This window comes from Ruminococcus sp. J1101004sp1_RTP21198st1_B9_RTP21198_201120 (assembly GCF_040924245.1).
GTDB lineage: Bacteria > Bacillota > Clostridia > Lachnospirales > Lachnospiraceae > Blautia_A > Blautia_A faecis.
Genome location: NZ_JBCOMI010000013.1, coordinates 61716 through 85143, shown reverse-complemented (window position 1 = coordinate 85143; position 23428 = coordinate 61716). Strand labels below are relative to the sequence as shown.

The 23428-nt window shown below is 42.0% G+C and carries 21 protein-coding genes and 2 pseudogenes; 17 read left to right on the top strand and 6 right to left on the bottom strand.

The features are described from left to right. The first annotated feature begins 234 nt into the window (after window positions 1–234). The 7 genes from AB5618_RS10755 to AB5618_RS10725 all read left to right on the top strand — a co-directional run bounded on the left by AB5618_RS10755 (window position 235) and on the right by AB5618_RS10725 (window position 6836). On the top strand, window positions 235–381 hold the full coding sequence (locus tag AB5618_RS10755; protein ID WP_330655682.1) for a hypothetical protein: 147 nt from the start codon (window positions 235–237) through the stop codon (window positions 379–381). Beyond that, window positions 368–640, top strand: coding sequence for a helix-turn-helix domain-containing protein (locus AB5618_RS10750; RefSeq protein WP_059085550.1), 273 nt, complete (start codon window positions 368–370; stop codon window positions 638–640). Before AB5618_RS10755 ends, AB5618_RS10750 begins: the two co-directional genes overlap by 14 nt. A gap of 423 nt (window positions 641–1063) precedes the next feature. Further along, on the top strand, window positions 1064–1285 hold the full coding sequence (locus AB5618_RS10745; protein WP_021650362.1) for an excisionase: 222 nt from the start codon (window positions 1064–1066) through the stop codon (window positions 1283–1285). Window positions 1286–1389: 104 nt separating this feature from the next. Next, on the top strand, window positions 1390–2604 hold the full coding sequence (locus AB5618_RS10740; RefSeq protein ID WP_022214379.1) for a site-specific integrase: 1215 nt from the start codon (window positions 1390–1392) through the stop codon (window positions 2602–2604). Window positions 2605–2819: 215 nt separating this feature from the next. Further along, window positions 2820–3296 carry a low molecular weight protein-tyrosine-phosphatase gene (locus AB5618_RS10735; protein ID WP_227201020.1) on the top strand — a complete coding sequence of 159 codons (477 nt, stop codon included), beginning with the start codon at window positions 2820–2822 and terminating at the stop codon, window positions 3294–3296. Window positions 3297–3770: 474 nt separating this feature from the next. Further along, on the top strand, window positions 3771–5375 hold the full coding sequence (pckA, locus tag AB5618_RS10730; RefSeq protein ID WP_148461930.1) for a phosphoenolpyruvate carboxykinase (ATP): 1605 nt from the start codon (window positions 3771–3773) through the stop codon (window positions 5373–5375). A 474-nt stretch (window positions 5376–5849) separates the two neighbouring features. Then, the gene (locus AB5618_RS10725) at window positions 5850–6836 is read left to right on the top strand and encodes a DUF5688 family protein (protein ID WP_118578494.1); all 987 of its coding nucleotides are present in this window, start codon (window positions 5850–5852) and stop codon (window positions 6834–6836) included. 143 nt (window positions 6837–6979) lie between these two features. On the opposite strand, the gene AB5618_RS10720 is transcribed toward AB5618_RS10725, so the two are convergent. From AB5618_RS10720 to AB5618_RS10710, 3 genes and pseudogenes are all read right to left on the bottom strand, one after another. Continuing rightward, window positions 6980–7774 carry an ABC transporter ATP-binding protein gene (locus AB5618_RS10720; RefSeq protein ID WP_118578495.1) on the bottom strand — a complete coding sequence of 265 codons (795 nt, stop codon included), beginning with the start codon at window positions 7772–7774 and terminating at the stop codon, window positions 6980–6982. Next, window positions 7767–8693, bottom strand: coding sequence for an ABC transporter permease (locus AB5618_RS10715; RefSeq protein ID WP_173735980.1), 927 nt, complete (start codon window positions 8691–8693; stop codon window positions 7767–7769). The genes AB5618_RS10720 and AB5618_RS10715 overlap by 8 nt, the downstream gene beginning before the upstream one ends. Further along, a pseudogene (locus AB5618_RS10710) lies at window positions 8675–8863 on the bottom strand (DUF6783 domain-containing protein); the annotation flags it as partial. The gene AB5618_RS10715 and the pseudogene AB5618_RS10710, both read right to left, overlap by 19 nt. On the opposite strand from AB5618_RS10710, the gene AB5618_RS10705 reads away from it, so the two are divergent. Beyond that, window positions 8780–9136: a DUF6783 domain-containing protein gene (locus AB5618_RS10705; RefSeq protein WP_334304647.1), complete on the top strand. Its 357-nt coding sequence runs from the start codon at window positions 8780–8782 to the stop codon at window positions 9134–9136. The pseudogene AB5618_RS10710 and the gene AB5618_RS10705 sit on opposite strands and share 84 nt — an antisense overlap. 112 nt (window positions 9137–9248) lie before the next feature. Here the strand turns inward: AB5618_RS10705 and AB5618_RS10700 are convergent, their stop codons facing one another. Beyond that, window positions 9249–10226 (bottom strand): ABC transporter substrate-binding protein, encoded by a 978-nt coding sequence (locus AB5618_RS10700; RefSeq protein WP_173715881.1) that lies wholly within the window; start codon window positions 10224–10226, stop codon window positions 9249–9251. Between the two features lie 167 nt (window positions 10227–10393). Between AB5618_RS10700 and AB5618_RS10695 the strand changes: the two genes are divergently transcribed. Both AB5618_RS10695 and AB5618_RS10690 read left to right on the top strand, forming a co-directional pair. Further along, a complete protein-coding gene (locus tag AB5618_RS10695; protein WP_118578498.1) occupies window positions 10394–11158 on the top strand; it encodes an N-acetylmuramoyl-L-alanine amidase in 765 nt (254 codons plus the stop codon). Between the two features lie 90 nt (window positions 11159–11248). Next, a complete protein-coding gene (locus AB5618_RS10690; protein WP_330590207.1) occupies window positions 11249–11845 on the top strand; it encodes a YdcF family protein in 597 nt (198 codons plus the stop codon). Between the two features lie 123 nt (window positions 11846–11968). Here the strand turns inward: AB5618_RS10690 and AB5618_RS10685 are convergent, their stop codons facing one another. Further along, a complete protein-coding gene (locus AB5618_RS10685; RefSeq protein WP_173718300.1) occupies window positions 11969–13255 on the bottom strand; it encodes an HlyC/CorC family transporter in 1287 nt (428 codons plus the stop codon). A gap of 423 nt (window positions 13256–13678) precedes the next feature. Beyond that, window positions 13679–13885: pseudogene (locus AB5618_RS10680) on the bottom strand (DUF6783 domain-containing protein); the annotation flags it as partial. Here AB5618_RS10680 and AB5618_RS10675 point away from each other — a divergent pair. The 7 genes from AB5618_RS10675 (at window position 13835) to recJ (ending at window position 23238) form a co-directional block, all read left to right on the top strand. After that, window positions 13835–13945 (top strand): DUF6783 domain-containing protein, encoded by a 111-nt coding sequence (locus AB5618_RS10675; RefSeq protein WP_308768498.1) that lies wholly within the window; start codon window positions 13835–13837, stop codon window positions 13943–13945. The pseudogene AB5618_RS10680 and the gene AB5618_RS10675 sit on opposite strands and share 51 nt — an antisense overlap. 60 nt (window positions 13946–14005) lie before the next feature. Then, on the top strand, window positions 14006–16159 hold the full coding sequence (locus AB5618_RS10670; RefSeq protein ID WP_148461926.1) for a hypothetical protein: 2154 nt from the start codon (window positions 14006–14008) through the stop codon (window positions 16157–16159). 88 nt (window positions 16160–16247) lie between these two features. Further along, window positions 16248–16598, top strand: coding sequence for a TIGR04086 family membrane protein (locus AB5618_RS10665; protein WP_148461925.1), 351 nt, complete (start codon window positions 16248–16250; stop codon window positions 16596–16598). Between the two features lie 128 nt (window positions 16599–16726). Then, window positions 16727–16867 (top strand): six-cysteine ranthipeptide SCIFF, encoded by a 141-nt coding sequence (gene scfA, locus AB5618_RS10660; protein ID WP_021926839.1) that lies wholly within the window; start codon window positions 16727–16729, stop codon window positions 16865–16867. Between the two features lie 92 nt (window positions 16868–16959). Continuing rightward, window positions 16960–18321: a thioether cross-link-forming SCIFF peptide maturase gene (gene scfB, locus AB5618_RS10655; RefSeq protein ID WP_118584284.1), complete on the top strand. Its 1362-nt coding sequence runs from the start codon at window positions 16960–16962 to the stop codon at window positions 18319–18321. Window positions 18322–18394: 73 nt separating this feature from the next. Continuing rightward, a complete protein-coding gene (secD, locus tag AB5618_RS10650) occupies window positions 18395–20821 on the top strand; it encodes a protein translocase subunit SecD (protein WP_173769922.1) in 2427 nt (808 codons plus the stop codon). A 704-nt stretch (window positions 20822–21525) separates the two neighbouring features. Next, the gene (gene recJ / locus AB5618_RS10645) at window positions 21526–23238 is read left to right on the top strand and encodes a single-stranded-DNA-specific exonuclease RecJ (protein WP_173770070.1); all 1713 of its coding nucleotides are present in this window, start codon (window positions 21526–21528) and stop codon (window positions 23236–23238) included. Window positions 23239–23428: the final 190 nt, after the last annotated feature.

Below are 23428 nucleotides of genomic sequence, written 5' to 3'. Positions count from 1 at the left end.
ACCTCCATGTTTAGTGTATAGTTCCCTTTCTTGAAAGAAAATGAACTAATATTTCACTAAAAAAGAGGGTGATATTTCACTTTTTAAAAGACATATAAAATTCTAAATTTCCGTAAAACAGATCCGGAGTATTGGAAAGATTAAGAATTATATTGTCTGGTATCATATCCGTCATTACGTGACGGATTGATTGCTGAAGCACTGCAGACACTTACTGAAAAGAAAAGGAATGTTGTGTTATTATCATATTTTATGGATATGAGTGATGCAGACATTGCCAGAGAAATGAATCTTGTACGCAGCACAATTAATGAGCATCGTAGACGATCACTGGAACTGATGAGAAAAAATATGGAGGAATCTGCAAATGAAAAAAAGTAAAAAACAGAAATGCACATTTGATTTGCTGCCATTCCATGTTATTGAGGCAGCATCAACTGGTGATACTGAGGCAATCCAGGCAGTGTTGAAGCATTATGAAGGGTACATAACAGTTTTGGCTACCAGAAAAATGTTTGACGAATTTGGACAGGTGCATTACTGTGTAGATGAAACTCTGCGTCAACGCCTGGAAGCAAAACTGATTACTAAGACCTTGGGATTTGATACGAAATCATATGTAAGGAAAAGTAATCAGTAAAGGGAGTATTTAATATAGATTCCTTTTCCCCTTCAGGAATTTTGTACCTTGAAAATTGTATATTGTTTTACATACAGGACGTGAAGATATGTAGAGCCACTAGGTAAATCCGCCATGATATATCTGCTCTGTTAATGGAGTAAATACGAGGAAATGCTGAAATATAACATTGAAGTAAAGGTATGGAGCGAGAAGAATTTGACAAAATGTGCAGCAGCTGCACAGGGCGACGAAGCATATCTGTGATAATGATACTTCCAGAAAAAATCTGGTCATATATAATGACGGTGCAAAACCGATGTGGGCAGAGTACTGAACTGCCACCTGTATTGTAATTTTATCTGCCGATGACAGTGTATAAAATTGTAAATTGTCATGGGCAGATAAAAATGTTTTGTCCAAAGAGAAAAGGAGGAGAGAAGAGTGGCGATTAAAATTGAAAAAGGTAAGATTCCAATTTGGGAAAAATATATGCTTACGGTGGATGAAGCAGTGCAATATTTTGGAATAGGTGAAAAGAAAATAAGGATGCTTATTTCGGAACATCTAAATTCAGAATGTTGCTTTACAGTCCAGGTGGGGTGTAAGTCATTGATTAACCGTAAGAAATTTGAGGCCTTTCTGGATCAGACTACGTCTTTGTAAAAAATATACGAACAATTTAGCACTTTAAAGTGGAAATGCTAGCCCTGGTATGATATAATACCTATATCGTGCTAGGGCTTCTTCGTGGAAAGGGGCGAAGACGTTTGGGTAAAACAAAACGTGACCAAAAACGACGGGATAAAAAAGGTCGAATTTTACGAAACGGAGAAAGTCAGAGAAAAGATGGAAGATATGCGTTTGTATATACAGATTGTTATGGAAAGCAGAAGTTTTTGTATAGTTGGAAATTAGAGCCAACAGATTCTCTGCCAACTGGATGCAGACCATGCTTAGCTCTAAGGGAAAAAGAAAAAAATATCCAAAGAGATTTACATGATGGTATAGTACCTTACGGAGGAAATTTAACAGTTTTAGATTTGGTTCAAAAATACATTGGACAAAAAAAGGGGGTTCGTCATAACACTCAGGCGAACTATGATTTTGTGATCAATATAATAAAAAAAGAAGAATTCGGAACCAGAAGAATAGATAAAATAAAATTGTCGGATGCAAAAGCATGGTTTATTAAGCTGCAAGCAGATGGAAGAGGATACAGTTCCATTCACAGTGTGCGTGGAATTGTAAGACCTGCATTTCAGATGGCAGTTGAAGATGATTTACTGCGCAAGAATCCTTTTGAATTTCAATTATGTACAGTTGTCGTAAATGACAGTGTTACAAGACAGGCAATTACAAAAGAACAGGAAGAGTTATTTCTGGAGTTTATCCGAAATGATGACCATTACTCAAAATACTATAATGGAATGTTTATTTTGTTTAAGACTGGACTGCGTATTTCTGAGTTTTGTGGATTGACAGTGAAAGATATTGATCTTCAGGAGAGAAAAATCAATGTGAATCATCAGCTTCAGAGAACCAGAGGAATGCAGTACGTCATTGAAGATACCAAAACTTCAAGTGGAACACGAATGTTACCGATGACAGATGAAGTTTATGAATGTTTTGAACAGATTGTGAAAAACCGTAAAAAAGTAAGGGTTGAGCCGATTATAGATGGATATAGTCGATTTCTATTCCTGGATAAAAAAGATATGCCTGAGGTAGCACTCCATTGGGAAAAACATTTTCAATGGGCGTTAGGAAAGTATAATCGTACTCATGAGAAACAAATGCCAAAGATCACGCCTCATGTATGCAGGCATACATATTGTTCCAATATGGCGAAAGCTGGAATGAATCCGAAAGCACTCCAATATTTAATGGGACATTCTGATATAGGGGTTACGTTAAATGTATATACGCATCTGGGATTAATTGATGCAAAAGAAGAGATGAATAGGATTGCAAAACTGGCATAGTATGATAAAATAATAGAAAAAAGAATTAAAAATAATCTGATTATAAGGTTCTTAGAAAGCCTGTTTTCCAGGCTGATTATTACTAAGAAGTTACTAAATTTGGATAAGAAAATATACGAATTTATGCTGTGATATACAGGAAAATGACAGGATTGAGGATTATCGGAAAATACCTGTAAACAGCGTAAATACAGCATTTCAAGGAGTTTTAAGCAATGATAAGAGTGTTATTTGTCTGCCACGGCAATATCTGCCGCAGCCCAATTTCTGAATTCGTTATGAAGGATATGGTTACGAAACGAGGCATCAAGGCTAAATTTTACATTGCGTCTGCAGCCACTAGTACAGAGGAAATCTGGAATGGAATCGGGAATCCGGTTTATCCGCCGGCAAAGCGGGAATTGGCAAAGCATGGGATTTCCTGCGAGGGGAAAAGAGCGGTACAGATCACCAAAGCAGATTATGGAAAATATGATTATATTCTGGGAATGGAAGAGAGAAACATTCGGAATATCTTGCGAATTGTAGGAAAGGATCCGGAAGGGAAAGTGAAGCTCTTACTGGATTATTCAGATAATTCCAGAGATATTGCTGATCCGTGGTATACGGGGGATTTTGAATCTACTTATAGAGATGTAGTAGAAGGCTGCGAAGGATTTCTTGCGTATCTGGAGAAAAATGAGAAGATATAGGTTGGAAGAGTATACGCAATATGATAAACGTAATGATGAAATAAAAATAGTAAAAACAAAAAAACAATGCAAAAATGTGCATTTTGAACATTTTCTATTCCCTATTCTAGTGACAATTTTATTCAACAGGGCTACAATAACCTCAATCTAAGAATTTCGCAATGACGATCTAATGCAATAAAAATATCATTAGAAACACGTCTCATAAAATGTCAGAGGCGTGTTTTCTATATGATAAAACTTTAACAAAAATACAAAAAAACGGAAAATTGTGTTGATTTTATCCCTCAGATATGTATAATATAGGATAAGGAAAAGAGGAATCAATCCGGTTCCATTCCTTTGGTTTTGTACCATAGAGGCTGTGACCGCAGGTAATATTCTTTGATATGTATTACGGTGAGATGCGGACTGAAGCTATAAATCTGCATTCGCAGATGAATTCCATTTTAGAGAAAAGAGGTTAAGTGTAAGATGGCAAAAATCGATTTAACAAAGTATGGTATTACCGGAACTACAGAAATTGTTTACAACCCCTCTTATGAAATGTTATTTGAAGAGGAGACCAAACCAGGTCTTGAGGGCTTTGAAAAAGGACGGGTCAGCGAGCTTGGCGCTGTTAACGTTATGACAGGTATTTATACCGGACGTTCTCCTAAAGACAAATATATCGTAATGGATGAGAATTCTAAAGACACCGTATGGTGGACATCTGACGAATATAAGAATGATAACCATCCTGCATCACAGGAAGCATGGGAAGCAGTGAAAGAGATCGCTAAGAAAGAGCTCTCCGACAAGAGACTTTTCGTAGTTGATGCATTCTGCGGTGCTAACAAAGATACCCGTATGGCAATCCGTTTCATCGTTGAGGTTGCTTGGCAGGCACACTTTGTAACAAACATGTTCATCCAGCCTACAGAAGAAGAACTGAAAGACTTCGAGCCAGATTTCGTTGTTTACAACGCTTCCAAGGCTAAAGTAGAGAACTACAAAGAATTAGGTCTTAACTCTGAGACAGCTGTAATGTTCAATATTACAAGCCGCGAGCAGGTTATTGTCAATACATGGTATGGCGGAGAGATGAAGAAAGGTATGTTCTCCATGATGAACTACTATCTACCGCTTAAGGGCATCGCTTCCATGCACTGCTCTGCAAATACAGATATGAATGGTGAGAACACCGCTATCTTCTTCGGCCTTTCAGGAACAGGTAAGACTACACTTTCCACAGATCCTAAGAGACTCCTTATCGGTGACGATGAGCACGGCTGGGACGACAACGGAGTGTTCAACTTCGAGGGCGGTTGCTATGCTAAGGTTATCAACCTTGACAAGGATTCTGAGCCGGATATTTACAATGCAATCAAGAGAAATGCTCTTCTTGAGAACGTTACACTTGACGCAGAAGGAAAGATTGATTTCGCTGATAAGAGCGTTACAGAGAACACTCGTGTATCTTATCCGATCAACCACATTGAGAAAATCGTTCGCCCGATTTCTTCCGCACCGGCTGCTAAGAATGTTATCTTCCTTTCCGCAGATGCATTCGGAGTACTTCCTCCAGTATCTATCCTGACACCAGAGCAGACTCAGTACTACTTCCTGTCTGGATTCACAGCTAAACTTGCTGGTACAGAGCGTGGAATCACAGAGCCTACACCTACATTCTCAGCTTGCTTCGGACAGGCATTCCTTGAACTGCATCCGACAAAATACGCTGAAGAGCTGGTTAAGAAAATGGAGAAGAGCGGAGCAAAAGCATACCTGGTTAATACAGGATGGAATGGAACCGGAAAACGTATCTCCATCAAAGATACTCGTGGTATTATCGATGCAATCCTCAGCGGCGCTATCTTAACAGCACCGACTAAGAAGATTCCATTCTTTAACTTTGAGGTTCCTACAGAGCTTACAGGCGTTGACACAGGTATCCTTGATCCTCGTGACACATACGCTGATGCTTCTGAGTGGGAAGTTAAAGCAAAAGATCTTGCAGATCGTTTCGTTAAGAACTTCAAGAAATATGAAGGAAATGCAGCTGGTAAAGCACTTGTTGCAGCTGGTCCTCAGGCATAATCATTTAAGATTATTTATGGGTCTGCCGTATTTACGGCAGGCCCTTTGTTGTTTATACTGGCAATATTTATAAAATGTTTTCTGTGAATGAAGAAAACAACCACCACAGCTTGTTGCTATTCACTGTTAACGTCCCGCGAGGCGTTTTTTTTGGTGAACAAAGTTTAAAGCAAATACGAGAATTACAGCGCGAAATCATGTGAACATGATTTCTGTGCATCGCGAAGCGTGCTGCTGTGAAGGTCGTGAACAGTAATAACAGCTTTTATTGCAAGGGGAAATTGTCGATAGAAAATCCTTTACAAACACATTCATATCTTATATACTATCCATACAGCAACTCAAATGGAAGCCTTATCTATTTCTAAATATCTGCTTCCATCTTTTATTTCAAATACGGATCATTTGCAGTGCACAGCAAGGTCAGTATTCGTTAGGGCATTTCGCCCGTTTTTATCAAGAAAGGAATTATATATGAGCAGAGAGTATGAGGTATTTGTGGAGAGTCTGCGCCAATCTCTAATGGAACGGCTTGGACTTAATGAGAAACAGATTTACTTTGAAGAACGGGACGAAAATGGCATGACACCAAATGGCGACCGGTTGTTTGTAGAGTGCAATGCGTCTTCAGTGGGAAAAGAAGTCTGCGGAATTCACACGGAAGAGCTTTTTGAGGACTATGAGGATGGTGTTTCACTGGAACAGATTGCAAAAACAGTGGAAAGTGAAATACGTAAATTAAAAACAGCTGGATTTTTTGAGAAAACCAAAAATCTGAATAACTACGAAAAGGTGAAAAATGATCTTTTTATCCGGGCACTTAATGTAGAACGCCATGAACGGGAACTGTCGAAGGCAGTATACCGTGTAGTGGGCGATATTGCACTTGTGCTATACATGCAGGTGGGAAATTTGGATGGCCGGATCAGCAGCATGAAAATACGCACGGATAACATAAAAGAATGGGGAAAGGATGAAAAGACAGTTTTTGACGCAGCTCTTCTAAACACGTATTTTATTTCGCCGCCCAGAATTTTTTATTGGGAAAAACTGGTCTACAATCCAGATTATGATGGAGAATGCTTCATGGATCTGAACCATGAATTCTATCTGACAAGGGACAGCATCGGAAGCTGTCTGAGCACTGCCAGAAGGACAAACGGAGCCGTTGCAATATTCTTGCCAGGCGTGGCCAAAAGGCTTGCAGATCTGATGGATGCAGATTTCTATATGGTTTTTACGAGCATTCATGAGGTGATGATCCACAACGCTGATCATTCCTATCCGGAGGATCTTGAAAATGTTTTGAGAGAAACTTTGCGGGAGGCAACTCCGGAAGAAGATTTTCTCACGGACAAAATATACAGATATTGTAGAGAGACCGGAGATTTTCTGATGTATAAAGGCACCGTATTTATTGATTTAAACAAGTTGAAATCTGACAGTGAAGAGAACGGATAAACAGATAGAAACAAGTGTAGTTACGTCATTTTCGGACTTTTTGTACAATGGGTGTTTTCGGCAGAAATTTTGATTGCAAAAAAGAACTGCAGTCAGATTGTAAACCAATCTGCTGCAGTTTCTAAAAACCAAATTATGAATTTCTATCCGAGAATTGCGGAATCGTTGGAGAACTCTTCTCCGCTGGCTTCCTCAAATTTATCAAGAAGCTGTTTTACGGTAAGCTTTTTCTTTTCTTCTCCTTGGATATCAAGAATGATTTTTCCATTCATCATCATGATCAGGCGGTTGCCGTGAGCAATAGCGTCCTTCATGTTATGCGTAATCATCAGTGTAGTAAGGTGATCGCGGTTGACAATCCTGTCTGTGATATCCAGCACCTTGGCAGCTGTTTTTGGGTCAAGGGCTGCGGTATGCTCATCAAGAAGGAGAAGCTTTGGCTTCTGAAGGGTTGCCATGAGAAGCGTAAGTGCCTGTCTCTGACCTCCGGAAAGAAGACCTACCTTAGAGGTAAGACGATCCTCAAGACCAAGATTCAGAATCTTCAGAAGCTCTTTGTACTCTTCACGTTCGGCTTTTGTAATACCAGAACGAAGAAATCTTGTTTTTCCGCGGCGTTTTGCAAGAGCAAGGTTTTCTTCAATACCCATGGTAGCCGCAGTTCCGGTCATGGGATCCTGGAACACACGTCCCAGATAAGCTGCTCTTTTGTACTCGGAAAGCTTGGTGACATCTGTTCCGTCAATGATGATCTGTCCCTCATCTACTGGCCATACACCGGCAACTGCGTTCAGCATTGTGGATTTTCCGGCACCGTTGCCGCCGATGACAGTAACAAAGTCGCCTTCATTTAATTTCAGGGAAAGTCCGTTCAGAGCCACCTTTTCGTTGATGGTTCCTGGATTAAAGGTTTTATATATGTTTTTGATCTCAAGCATTGTTCTTACCTCCGCGTTTTGCTGGTTTTGCGAAATATTTTCCCTTCCAGTAAGGCACTGCCAGGAATACAGCTACTACAAGTGCAGACAGCATTTTCAGAAGGTCAGTGTCGATACCCATCCAGATAACAGTCTGGAGAACCAGATAGTAGAGAATGGAACCAAATGCTACGGCCAGAAGACGGAGCGCGAAATTGCGGAAAATACGGCTGAAAACCGCTTCGCCGATAATAACAGCAGCAAGTCCGATTACGATAGCACCACGTCCCATATTGACGTCTGCAAATCCCTGATATTGTGCAAGCAAGGCACTGGAAAGAGCAACAAGTCCGTTGGAAATCATAAGTCCAAGTACTTTGCAAAAATCAGTGTTGATACCCTGTGCACGGGACATGTTTGGATTGCATCCGGTAGCTCGAAGGGAGCATCCAAGCTCTGTTCCGAAAAACCAGTAAAGAATTGCGATGATCACAACAATAAATAAAGCGACGATAAGAATTGTGTTCTGAGTGATCGGTACATTTTTTATACGGCGTAAGGAAATCAGAATCGGGTATTTATCAACGTTGATAGCCTGGTTTGCTTTTCCCATAATTTTCAGATTAACGGAGTACAGGGAAAGCTGTGTCAGGATTCCAGCAAGGATCGCGGGGATTCCCATAAAGGTGTGGAAAATACCGGTAACAAGACCGGCTGTCATACCAGCCAAAGTGGCAACTAAAAGAGATACCCATACGTTATGTCCGCTGGTCATCATCATGACACAGACAGCACCTCCGGTACACATGGTACCGTCTACGGTCAGATCGGCGATGTCAAGGACACGGAATGTAAGATATACGCCAATAGCCATAATACCCCAGATCAGACCCTGGGCAGCAGCACCCGGAAGTGCCATGATTAAGTTTGCAATTTGCATGTCTTTATCCTCCTGCATGCGTGATTTGTTTGCTGGAGCGTGTTTGAAAAAAACATTTTCGCAATCTGTATGCCCCACTGTGCGGTATGTTTTGTCTGAATTCGGTTGTCGTAGCCCGTTACGACGACCTCACCCGGACAAAATCTTCCACAAATTGTGACACACATCTTGCAGAAAGCCTTTTACAAATACACTCTGGTGTTCACTGTGTGAACATCAACATTTGTTTTGTGGACAAATGTTTGAAAAAGACAGTTACTGGAATCTTTATAGTGTTTTGTATGTGGAGTAACTGGCTTTTTGTTATTTGCGTAAACAGAAATATTCATTTTGGAAGAAATGCTATTTTATGCATAATTATGCATAAAATATACTTAAAAATACATTCCTTCAGAAACGACACAAACAGCGAGAGAGGCTTCCCTTCCCGCTGTCTGTGTTGATTACTGTCAGAGTCTTTTGACAAGCTCTAAAAGCAACTGAATGTCTAAATTAACTGTCAAACAAATATGAAAATTTTTATTGTGCATTACTGCATATGTTATAAACCAGTAATTATTCTGCGTCAGCACCGATTGCAACATAGTCATCCGGAACTTCAATTCCCAGCTCAGCACAGATGTCTGCATTGTATTCTTTTGTGAAGTTTGGTGCATATTCGATTGGCATTGTAGAGATATCTTCACCGTCTTTCAGAATTTTAACTGCCATTTCACCAGTTGCTTTTCCAAGATCATAGTAGCTGATGGAAAGTGTAGCAACACCGCATCCGGAGCAGATTCCTTCTTCACCTGCGATTACCGGAACCTTTGCCGGAAGGCAGATGTTGTTGATCAGCTCTGTGTTGGAAGCTGCTGTGTTATCGGTAGGAACATAGATAACGTCACTGTCTGCAACTGCATTTGTTACAACAGAAGAAATATCGTTGGAGTCAGAGAATGCGTAGTATTCGCAAGTGTATCCAAGATCTTCAAGAGCTGCCTTCACCGTATCAACCTGATACTGGGAGTTTGGTTCTGCGGAGCAGTACAGAAGTCCTACAGTCTTAGCATCCGGGAAAAGTTCATTCAGCATTGCTGCCTGCTGGTCGAGAGGAGCAAGGTCTGAGGTACCGGAAATATTGCCGCCTACAGTACCATCAAAATCTGTAAGGTCAAGAGCTACGCCATACTCTGTAACTGCAGTTCCAAGAATCGGGATATCGCTTGTTCCGGCAGCAGCTGCCTGAAGAGAAGCAGTAGCATTTGCAAGGATAAGGTCTACGTTACTGGATACGAAGTTGTTGATGATCGTACTACATGTTGCGGAATCACCCTGTGCATTCTGCTCATCAAATGTTACGTTTTCTTCGCCAAGACCTTCTTTTACTGCATCTTCAAATCCCTGTGTTGCTGCATCCAGTGCTTCGTGCTGAACTAACTGGCAGATACCAATATTGTATGTTTTCTGCTCTTCAGCGTGTACGGTTACTGTACCTGCAAGACCTGCTACCATAGCTCCGGTCAGAATTACTGACAAAACCTTTCTTTTCATATTTTATTTCCTCCTTAAAAAGTGTTTTCGTGTTTTAAAGTGCTTTTTCTGCTTTAAAGTATTGCCTGAACAAAATAATACCGCTTTAAAGCGCAAAAGTCAAGTCGCTTTTGTAATTTTTTCACATATCCTAATAGAGAAATAGTATTTGAAAAGGAAATTTTGACATGCCATATTCTATTATGATTGACGCCGGGCATGGCGGCAACGACCCGGGAGCGGTATATAAAGGGCGCAGAGAGAAAGATGACAATTTTGCTCTGGCTATGGAGGTTGGAAGAATTCTGTCTGAAAACGGAGTTGATGTTTTATATACAAGAACTACAGATGATTACATTTCTCCTTTTGAGCGGGCAAGGCTGGCAAATGAGGCAAAAGTGGATTTTTTTATCTCTTTTCACAGGAACAGCAGCCCTGAGGTGAATCAGTATAATGGTGTGGAAGTGCTGGTTTATGATAAAAACGGAATTAAGTATGAAATGGCACAGAATATTGTAGGTGCTCTGGGCGAATTGGGATTCCGTGAAATTGGAGTTCAGGCAAGACCGGGCCTTGTTGTGCTGCGAAAAACAAAAATGCCGGCGTTGCTTATTGAAACCGGATTTTTAAATTCTGACAAAGATAATCAGCTTTATGATGAAAAAAATGCTGAGATCGCGCAGGCTATTGCCGGGGCGATTCTTGGAACTCTGGATCAGCAGCAGGGTGAAGAACCTTTGTATTACCGTGTACAGACTGGAGCTTTTCGCAAACGGGAAAATGCGGATCGAATGCTTTACTTGCTTCAGGAAAAAGGTTATCCGGCATATATTTTGCAGGATGGAGAACTTTATAAGGTTCAGGTAGGTGCATTTTTACAGCTGGATAATGCTATCCGTATGGAACAGAAATTGCGGGAGGATGGGTACTGTACGTTGATTGTGACGAAGTGAAAAGAAAGTAGAAAAAAGCAGGAAAAAAAGTTATAATGGAAAATCATAAGTGCAGGGGAAAGTCCTCTGGCAGAAAGAAGGAACAAAAGCGTGAATTATAATGAATTTATGAAAAATGTGGAGGAGTTTGTTTTTGCCGAGAGCCAGCCGGAAAAAGCAGATATCATTTTCGTGCCGGGAAATGGTTTCCCGGATATGGCAGAAAAAGCAGCTTCTTTATATAGAGAAGGATATGCCCCCTATATTTTGCCAAGCGGAAGATACAGTATTACACTTGGCAAATTTGCAGGTGTGCAGTCAAAAAAAGAAATATATGGCGGAGATTATGAGACGGAATGGGAATTCCTGAAAAATGTACTTTTGAAAAACGGAGTTCCGGAAGAGGCTATTCTGATGGAGAATCAGGCTACCTTTACCTATGAAAATGCAATTTTTTCCAGGCAGGTGACAGACCTTCACAAAATTCAGGTGAAAAAAGCGATTCTGTGCTGCAAAACTTACCATGCCAGAAGATCACTGATGTATTATCAGCTTTTATATCCGGAGACGGTAATTATGGTATGTCCGGCCTGCCCGGATGGAATTACCAGGGAGAACTGGAGAGAAACAGAAACTGGTGTGGAGGCTGTTACCGGCGAAATAGACAGGATTGTCAAGCAGTTTTGTTTAATGCTGGGAAATCGGTGAGATAAGAAAAATCCGAATGATCCGTTTTGGAAACATTCGGATTTTTACAATTGAAATCTACCGGAAATACCGGCATTTGCAGGCTTGCAGATTATGAAAAAATCAGCAGTATGACAGATTCATTTATGCGTCAGCAGCTTCTGGATTTTCTTTATGCTCTGGCAGCCAGATATGCACCAGTTCAATACGGTTCTTATCCAGTTCATCTACAACAAGATGCATGCCGTCTTCCAAAGTGACAGATTCGCCCTCGCGTGGGAGGCAGTCAAGCTGTTCAATAATATATCCGCCTACAGAATCGTAGTCCTCTGATTCAAGTTTGGTACCCAGTGCTTCGTTGACATCATCCAGTTTGGCAGAACCAAGAACTTCATACTCCCGTCCAGGCTGAATCTCACGGATCGGTTCTTCCTCATCTTCGTCATATTCATCACGGATTTCACCTACGATTTCCTCCAGAAGATCCTCAAGAGTGACAAGACCGGCAGTGGAGCCGTATTCGTCGAGAACAATTGCAAGGTTTACGGAAGCTTTTCTCATTTCCATCATAAGATCTGTGGTACGCTTATATTCATAAGTGAAATAAGGCTCACGGAGAATCTTACGGATAGAAAACGGTTCATTTTCCGGATAGAGAAGAAGATCCTTAATATTGATAATTCCAATCACATTGTCTGTGTTATCCTCATAAACAGGAAAACGGGTGTGCATATCTTCTTTGAAAATATCCATAAGTTCCTGATAAGTGGAATTCACGTCAATAAAAGTCATGTCAATTCTGGGAATCATTACATCTTTGGCAGCAGAATCACCGAAATCAAACACATTATAGATCATCTGCTTTTCTTCCCGCTCAATAACACCGTTTTCCTGCCCTGCATTTACCATAGAACGAAGCTCATGCTCTGTGATGGTGTCTTTCTTCGCATTGGGGTCAACACGAAGGAGGAAAAGAATGCCGTTAGCCAGTTTTCCCACAATGAAAATAACCGGGGTCAGTACTGTCATAAGCGCATATATAGGTCTGGCATAGGTGAGCGCCAGATCATCCGCTTTCAGTGTGGCAATGGTCTTCGGGGTGATCTCGCCAAACAGAAGTACCAGCAATGTCATAACGCCGGTAGCCACGCCGATATACATGCTTCCAAATACTTTCATGGTAAAAGTGGTAGCAAGGGAAGAGGCTGCAATGTTTACAATGTTGTTTCCGATTAAAATTGTACTGAGCATTTTTCCAGAATTGGAAATTATTTTTTCCAGGATAATGGCTCGCTTGTTTCCCTGTTCAGCCAGGGAATGGATCCGAATGCGGTTGGCAGCCGTCATGGATGTCTCCGCAGAGGAAAAGAAGGCGGACAACAGCACCAGAATCAGTATGGTGACCGCCTGTATAGGGACACTTGAATCCAAACTATATTCACTCCTTTTTTATGTATTAAAAAGAATATACATGATTCAGGCTTAAAATGCAAGGAAAAAGCATTTGAGTTGTTACATTGAGTTGTTACTGTTCAATGGTAACGTTCCGCGAGGTGCTTTTTGTGAACAAAGTTCACAGAAAACCCGAGAATTAAGTTTGCGCAGCAAACGCTACTTCTTGTGCTTGTCACAAGAAGGTTCGTTTTTCTGTGCATCGCGAAGCGCGTTACTGGTCACGGAGTGAACAGTAACTTTGAGTTTATGGATTGCGAAAAGTAACGAAAAAAGTGGAATTGGGGGTGTCGAAAAAAGAAGAACTGTGTTATAATTCAGTTCGGTAAAAATAAATTATTACAGAATATTTACAAAAGAGTAAAGATTTGATATAGTGTAGGTTAAGGGATGAATAAATAACTAACTACTGTGAATCACAGTGTGAAAATTCACCTGTTTATAATTTGAGATTGATTTTGGACAGTTGTACTGCCTTTGGATTATATAGATTTTATGATTGATGTGGATCTGGCTAGAGCGTGTTTGAAAAAGGATTTCTGCAAGATGTGCGTCACAATTTGTGGGAGATTTCGCTCGGATGAGGGCGCCGTAGCGGGCTACGGCAACCGAATTCGGGTGAAATCTCCCGCAAAGTGGGGCGTGCAGATTGCGGGAATGATTTTTTAAACAGGCTCTAGGGATGTGGGCAGTTACATTTAATATACATATTACGACAGAGGTGCCAGGATGAAAAAGAAGAAAAACGTTATGTACAGAAAAAGCGTATCATTACTTGCGGCAGCTGCGATGACAGCAGTACTTATGACAGGACAGGTTTATCCAGTAGCTGCATGGGGGCAGAGTACAGAGACCAGACTTGAGAAATCCAGTCTGATTCCGGAAAATATCACAATTGATCAGCCAGTTGCTCTTTCGGAAGTGGCATTGCCCAAGAGTGATTATGGAACGCTTTCCTGGGCGGATGATTCATATATACCGGATAAAAGAGTGCAGACCTGCGAAGTAGTATTTAAACCAGCAGCAGACGTGGATCTTTCTTATATTTCCGGATGGGATTCTGAGAAAAAAGTTGTGAAAGGTAAGATCACAGTTGTTGTCAGCAGCATAGAAGAGAGTTCTGAAGATCAGCCTTCTGATACTGCTGCAGATGTGGAAACAGGTGACGAGAGCAGTGAAGCATCTGTCCCGGACGACACAACTTCTGACAATAAAGATACAGATATAAAATCAGATGACGCAGCAGTTACAGGTGAGAATCAGCAGAATGATTCAGAAGCTTCAGGGAAGACAGAAGATCAGACTGAGAATGCGGGAAACAAGCAGAACAGTGAATCAGATAAGAAAGAAGAAACCATCGAGAGCACTCCTGCTTCCAATGAAGTAAAATCTGAAGAGAACACCGAAGCGGCTGGAATTACAACCCCGGCAGAAAAAACAGAAGCAACGGCTCCTGCAATGGAAGAAACTGTAGATTCTGAAGATATTCAGGAAGAAGCCCCAGAAGAGTCAAAAGCTGATACAAATTTAGATACAGCTGCAGAAGAGTCAAAAGCTGATACAGGTTCAGATACAGCCGCAGATAGCATAGAGAGTACAAATTCTGATAATGGTGAGGATGCAGCATCTGACAATGTGCAGACCGCAGATTCTTTAGAAGATACTGGAAAACTGAACGAAACTTTTGGTGAGATGATGCCTGGTGCTACCATTCTTGATGGTACAGGGGATTCTGGAAAAAATGAGAACACAGAAGAGAAAAAAGATACCACAGATACAACAGACACCACGGATGTAAAAGACACAACAGACCCTACAGAGGATGACCAGAAAAATATATTTGATAATCCTCTTGACTTTACCACAGCGGATACAAGACCGGCAACTGCTGAGGACGATCTCACAGAAGAAGAGCAGGCTGCAAGGGCTGCTCAGAATCATAGTTGTGAGGGAATTTCTGTATCAGGCATAGATCTTCCCTGGTATGTCCAGTTCCAGGTGACCAGTGGTGAAAATTACGAATTTAAAAATGAAGATAATGCTACGATCTTCCAATCCTATGAATTTAAATTATGGGATCTGAAGAATAATACAGAGTATGAAATTCCGGATGGACAGTATGTAAGCGTAACGATTCCTGTCAAAGAAGGATATAAATATTCGATTGAGCATCTTCTTGATAATGGTGCGACAGAGACCATTATTCCCAGTGTAAACGGAAGCACCATGGTATTCAGCACACATTCTTTCAGCCCGTTTGGAATTGCAGGTTTTCGTCCAATCGTAGGAGAGGACATTGCAAATGGAGCGTATGGCGATGGAAGTACACCAACTCCTACACCTACTGTGACGATCAGTGGAACACCTACCCCGTCTCCATCTGTGACCGGAGCTGGTACGAATGGAACAAATGGATCCGGAACGGGTAAAACGGATAGCAATAGCGGAAATGAAACTGGTGGAAATACAGGTGATTCAAATGGAATCAGCAATGGAAATACAAATGGCTCTTCCAATGGGACTTCAGGAACCGGAAATGGTGGTTCTTCATCTGGTACCGGAAGCTCTGACGGCAGTGACAATTCCGGAACCAGCAATACACCAGGTGTGGCATCTGATGGAACTATAAATTCTGGCACAACAGATGGCAGTTCTTCAAATGGAACAGGTTCCAGTACAAATGCGGGACAGACTGCAGGAAACACTACAGGCAACACTGCAGGAAATACGGCTGCTACCTCAAACGGAAATAACGGTCAGAGTCAGACCTCAAATGCAGTAAAAACTGGTGACAACACTATGATCCTTCCCTTTGTGATCCTTGTGATCGCTGCAGCCGCTGTGATCATTATTGTGATTATTGTCCGCAAAAAGAAAAGATAAAGCAGACAGGATAATTAAAACGGACATTCATAATCCATGAATAACGAAGCCAGCCCTTCCATATATTACATATGGGAGGGCTGTTTTTATGAAGGTAAAAGTCATTTTAAAATCTTTACTTTTTTCCTATGCAGTTACCGGAGCGTTTCTTTTGTTTCTGGCATTCCTTTTATTCCAGTTTGACTTGGGAGAAAAGCCTGTGTCAGCAGGAATTGTAGCTGTGTATATTTTGTCCTGTTTTTCAGGAGGCTTCATGTCAGGAAAAATTCTGCGCAAAGATAAGTATTTATGGGGAATTCTGGTAGGGGCTTTTTACTATTTGCTTTTGATTACGGTATCTTTTGTAGTGCAGGGAAAATGGGAAATGAGTCTGGTACATGCAGTAACTACTTTTTTTATGTGTCTGGGTGGTGGTGCTCTTGGTGGGATGTTGTCTTAGAGCGTGTTTGAGAAATCATTCCCGCATTTTTTGAAAAGATTCGCACTCTGTCCAATAAAAAATGCTTTAAAAATAAAAAAAAATATGATATACTAGGCAAAGATTATATACATAAGGAGGCTAATACTATGCAGCATATCAAAACATTAAATACAAAGAACCTGCAGAACACTGTAAAGAAAGGCGGCTGCGGCGAGTGCCAGACATCATGTCAGTCCGCATGCAAGACATCCTGTACAGTAGGAAACCAGAGCTGCGAGAACAAATAAGTCGGGCAACTGGAAACGTATGTAAGCAGCGGTGTAAAAGCCGCTGCTTATTCATGCAATAGGAAAGAATGAAAGGATATACTAACATGAGTCTGATTCACCGTTATCAGAACAATGGCTACAACATCGTGCTGGACATCAACAGCGGATGTATCCATGTTGTGGATGAAGTGACCTACGAAGTACTTCCTTATATGGAAGAAGGTCTGGACACAGCTGCCATTGTAGGAAAACTGGGAGATCAGTTTTCAGAAGAAGATATTAAGACATCAGTGGCAGAGTGTGAGAAGCTGAAAGCCGATGGCATGCTTTTCACCAGAGATGTATATGAGAATGCTATTGATACATTTACCAAGAACCGTCAGACAGTGGTAAAAGCGCTCTGTCTGCACATCGCCCATGATTGTAACCTTGCCTGTCGCTACTGCTTTGCAGAAGAAGGAGAGTACCACGGAAGACGAGCTCTCATGTCTTTTGAGGTAGGGAAGAAGGCACTGGATTTCCTGATCGCTAATTCAGGCTCCAGACACAATCTGGAGGTGGATTTCTTTGGCGGCGAGCCGCTTATGAACTGGCAGGTTGTTAAGGACCTGGTAGCATACGGCCGTGAGCAGGAGAAAATCCACAATAAAAAATTCCGTTTTACCCTTACTACCAACGGTGTTCTGCTGAACGATGAGGTAATGGAATTCTGCAACAAAGAGATGGGAAATGTGGTCCTCAGTATTGATGGCCGTAAGGAAGTTCACGATTTTATGCGCCCATTCCGCAAAGGGGCAGGAAGCTATGATCTGATTCTTCCGAAGTTTCAGAAATTTGCAGAGTCCCGTAACCAGGACAAGTATTATGTAAGAGGAACCTTCACTCATCATAATCTTGATTTCTCCCAGGATGTTCTTCATCTTGCAGACCTTGGATTCAAGCAGATTTCTGTAGAGCCTGTAGTGGCAGATCCATCTGAGGAGTACGCACTTCGGGAGGAAGACCTGCCGAAGATCATGGAAGAATACGACCTTCTTGCGAAAGAGATGATAAAACGCGAGAAAGAAGGCAAAGGTTTTAATTTCTTCCATTTCATGATCGACCTTACCGGTGGCCCTTGTGTATACAAGAGACTTTCCGGATGCGGAAGCGGCACAGAATATCTTGCCGTAACTCCATGGGGGGATTTCTACCCATGCCACCAGTTTGTTGGGGAAGAAGAATATCTGATGGGAAATGTGGATGAAGGGATTACGAGACCTGACATCCAGAAGGATTTCGGATGCTGCAATGTTTACACCAAGCCAGCCTGCAAGGATTGTTTTGCAAGATTCTACTGCAGTGGCGGATGCGCAGCAAACGGATATCATGCCCATAAGGATATCAGAAGCAATTATGAAATCGGATGCGAGCTCCAGAGGAAGCGTGTGGAGTGCGCCATCATGATAAAAGCTGCACTGGCAGAAGACTGATAGCACTTCGCCAGCTGCGAAGATTTCTGTCAGTCCCTGCTTTTGCGAAAAACAAAAAAGAAGGGACAGAACAATGAAAAAATCAAGAGGTATCTTAGTCCTGATCCTGACTGCCATCGTTACCGTGTTCTTCTGCTATACGGCTGCTGTAGGCATTGGCCCTACAGGAACCGGTGCTATGAAGAATATCAAGACCGGACTTGATCTGGCTGGTGGTGTCAGCATTACATATCAGGCAAAGGACAGTAACCCAAGCAGTGAAGACATGAGTGATACTGTGTACAAGCTGCAGAAACGTGTTGAGCAGTACAGTACAGAGGCTCAGGTATATCAGGAAGGATCTGACCGTATCAATGTAGAGATTCCTGGTGTAACAGATGCAAATGCTATTCTGGAAGAACTTGGCCAGCCAGGTTCCCTGTGCTTTATCACACAGCAGGATGAGGATGGAAACGCAAATTTCCAGGCAGATTCCAGCAGCGAGACCGGATACTCTCTGGCAAGAAGTCTTGACGAGATCCGTGCAGCCGGCTCTGTGGTTTTGGAAGGTACAGATGTGGCAGATGCTACAGGCGGTGCAATCCAGCAGCAGAATTCCAGCAGCAGAGAGTACGTGGTAGATCTGACTCTTACAGACGAGGGAAAAACAAAATTCGCAGAGGCAACTCAGAACAATGTTGGAAAACAGATCGCGATTATCTATGACAACGGCGTATTAAGCGCTCCAAGAGTAAATGAAGCCATCACAGGCGGTAAGGCACAGATCAGTGGTATGGAAAGTGTTGAGAGAGCACAGGAGCTTGCTTCCTATATCCGTATCGGATCCCTGAGCCTTGAACTGACAGAGCTTCGTTCCAGCGTTGTAGCTGCACAGCTCGGTGAAGAAGCAATCTCCACCAGCCTTATTGCAGGTCTGATCGGTCTGATCATCGTAATTCTGTTTATGATCATCGCTTACCGTGTACCTGGTGCAGTTGCAGGCCTTTCCCTGATTTTCTACACAGCGACCATTCTGCTTACCTTAAATGCATTTGACATTACCCTTACGCTTCCGGGTATTGCAGGTATCATCCTTGGCATTGGTATGGCAGTAGATGCGAATGTTATTATTTATGCACGTATCCGTGAGGAAATCGGTACAGGCTCTACCGTAAGATCCGCGATCAAAGCTGGTTTCTCCAAGGCTTTTTCCGCAATCTTTGACGGAAACATCACAACCCTGATCGCAGCATTCGTTCTGATGTGGCTGGGTACTGGTTCTGTTAAAGGATTTGCATATACACTGGCACTTGGTATTGTGATTTCCATGTTTACAGCTCTGGTATTTTCCAGACTTGTGATCAATGCATTATATGCAGTTGGCGTTCGCGATGAGAAATTCTATGGAAAGACTGAAGAGAAGAAAGTCATTAACTTTGTTGGAAAGAGAAGATTATGCTTCACCCTTTCCATTATCCTAATCCTTGCCGGACCAGCCACTATGCTGATCCACAAGGCTACAGGCGGAAAAGCCCTGAACTACAGCCTTGAGTTTTCAGGTGGTACTTCTACCAATGTCACCTTTAACGAAGATATGGACATTAAGACCATTGATTCTGAGGTTACACCTGTAGTGGAAGAGGTTACAGGAGATAAGAATGTACAGCCTACTAAGGTTGTTGGAACAAATCAGGTTATCATCAAGACACGTTCCCTGAATCTTGACGAACGTGAGGCACTGAATAAGGCACTTGTTGACAAGTTTGGTGTAGATGAATCTCTGATCCAGGCAGAGAGTATTTCCTCCACTGTCAGCAACGAAATGAGAAGAGATGCTGTAGTAGCCGTTTTTGTTGCCACTATTTTCATGCTTCTTTACATCTGGTTCCGTTTCAAGGATATCCGTTTTGCAGGCAGCGCAGTACTTGCACTTCTTCATGATGTTCTGGTTGTCCTTACATTCTATGCGATTTCCAGAATTTCCGTAGGAAATACTTTTATCGCTTGTATGTTGACTATCGTTGGTTATTCTATCAACGCCACGATCGTTATCTTCGACCGTATCCGTGAGAATCTTCACGGAAGCAAGCGCGTAGATGAGCTCGAAGAAGTGGTAAATAAGAGTATTACACAGACACTTACCAGAAGTATTTATACTTCCCTTACTACCTTTATCATGGTAGCTGTTCTTTATATCATGGGTGTATCTTCCATCCGTGAGTTCGCAGCTCCGCTGATGGTTGGTATTATCTGCGGTGCTTATTCTTCTGTATGCATTACCGGAGCCCTCTGGCTGGTAATGAAAAAGAAAATTGGCGGCGGACAGGCTCAGACTGTAAAAGCTACAGCTGGTGCTGCTCCGGTTAAACAGTCTGTTTCAAGTGCAAAGGCACCAAGTGCTCCAGCTGCAAATGGACAGACCCAGCCGAAGAAGAAAAATCGTAAGAGAGTTCAGGAGCGTCTTGCAGCCCAGGAGGCGGCTAAGAATACTGAGAATGGTTCTTCTGAGGAAGACAGATAATTAAATAAACTTAAGCCAGGACAGGTGGAAACATCTGTCCTGGCTTGCTTTTTATGTAAAATTCTATTACTATTTAGTGGGTTGAAAAGTTCTTTAGGAGGGACGCATTTGGACAATGTGTATTACTCACTCGCCGGCGCAACGCTCCGATGAACTAATCGCTAACTGCGACTAATGCGTTCGGGAGAGCCCTCACGCATAAGTCTCCGTAAGCGCTGGATTTCATCTGCGCTAAAAACGCGCCTGAAATGGCTCGCTGGAGTAATACACATTGCCCAAATGCTGTGTACTGGCTGGGACTGATGTTATATAAGAACTTTTTACGAAGGGGGAGGATGAGTGACTGGCTTCCCTATACTTTTTTGACAACGATAGATTGACAAAAAATAATAAAGTTGCGGGATACCAATTACTTCCCCCACCCTCGTTGTTGTCGTTACTGTTTCTTTCTTCCCTTTCCAGCATCCAGCGATTTTGCAATGTATATTCGCAAGCCGCGCATTTCAGGAGCGGTTTTAGTGGAGGCGAGATCCATGACTTACGGAGACTTAGGCGCGAAGGCTCTCCTGAGCGTCTTAGTCGCAGTTAGTCATTAGCTTGCCGGAACGTTGCGACGCGCGGCGGTGAATATACATTGTGAAATCGCGTCCGGGATAACGACCAACCAATTAAATAGCAATACAATTTACAACAGGAGACAAAGCATGGAAAAATGGGTATTAGCGGCGAAAAGAGCTGATTTTCAGGAGATTGGCCGGAAGTATGGAATAGATCCGGTGATCGCCAGGATTATTCGGAACAGGGATATTACAGAAGATGCAGAAATTAATCAGTATCTGAACGGAACCCTGGATGACATTCCATCCTGGAAAAGTCTGAAGGATATTGACAAAGCTGTGGAAATTATTTCGCAAAAAATAGATCTGGGAACCAGGATGAGAATTATAGGAGATTATGATATTGACGGTGTAACTGCAACTTATATTCTGTTAAAAGGATTTAAACGCCTGGGGGCGAATGTAGATACTTATATTCCGGACCGCATTGCAGATGGATATGGAATTCATAATCATCTTATAGAGAAAGCAAAAGAGGATGGAGTAGATACGATCGTGACCTGTGACAATGGAATTTCGGCTGCAGATCAGATTGCATTTGCAAAAAAAATGGGCATGACAGTGGTAGTGACGGATCACCACGAGGTCCCTTTTGAAGATACAGAAGAAGGGCGAAAATACAAGCTTCCTCTGGCAGATGCAATTATCAATCCAAAACAGTCTGACTGTACGTATCCAAATAAAAATATCTGTGGCGCAGTGGTTGCAATGAAACTGGTTTTTGCATTGTATGAAAAATATGGAATCCCGGAGAGTGAGAAAGAAGATTATCTGGAACCTGCGGCTATCGCTACAGTTGGAGATATTATGGACCTTCAGGGAGAAAACCGTATTCTTGTAAAAGAGGGACTTTTACGTCTGCCTCATACAAAAAATAAGGGACTGAAAGCTTTGATAAGAGCAATTGGTCTGGAAAATCAGAAAATCAGTTCCTATGATATTGGTTTCCGCCTTGGTCCGTGCATTAATGCCAGCGGAAGACTGGATACAGCCATGCGCTCCCTGTCCCTTTTGCAGTGTGAAGATGAAGAAGAGGCTGCAAAGCTTGCAAACGATCTGAAAGCATTGAATGACAGCCGTAAGGCACTGACGGAACAGGGCACAGAAGCTGCTTACAAGCTGATTAATGGCAGTGATCTGAAAAATGACAGAGTAATGGTTGTATTTTTGCCGGATTGTCATGAGAGTCTTGCAGGAATCATAGCAGGAAGAATCCGTGAAAAATATCACAAGCCTGCTTTTGTTCTTACAAGAGGGGAAAAATCGGTGAAAGGCAGCGGCAGATCTACAGAAAATTATTCCATGTATGAGGAACTTGTAAAATGTGACAGTCTGTTGCTCCAGTATGGCGGCCATCCTATGGCAGCAGGTCTTTCTATAGAAGAAGCAAACGTGGAAGCATTTCGCCGTCAGCTCAATGAAAACTGCACCTTGACAGAAGAAGATATGATCCCAAAAATCGTGATCGATGTACCAATGCCCATTTCTTACATAAACGAGAATCTGATCCGTCAGCTCTCTGTTCTGGAACCCTTTGGAAAAGGAAATGCGAAGCCTGTTTTTGCCCAGAAAAATCTCCGCGTTTTAAAAACCGGAATATATGGAAAGACTCAGAATACAGTGAAATTGCAGCTGATGGACGAATCCGGCACGGTGATGGATGGGGTTTACTGGGGCGAGGCAAAGGAGTTTGCAGAGTTTGCAAGGTCTCATGGAACTATTTCTGTAACCTATTATCCGAAGATCAACTCCTATATGGGAAGAGACTCTTTGCAAATTGTCATACAAAATTATTGCTAAAAAGGGGATAATCATGTAAAACCACGAAAAATGCAGTATTTCCAGTGAGCCTGTCGGTTTTGCGTTGATTCCCGATTTAAAAAGTGTTATACTAAAAAATATTTATGATGCTAGAGCATGTGTGAAAAAGGCTTTCTTTTTTTAAACACGCTCTGGGGTGGCTGAGGCTTTCCCCACAACATCCATTAAT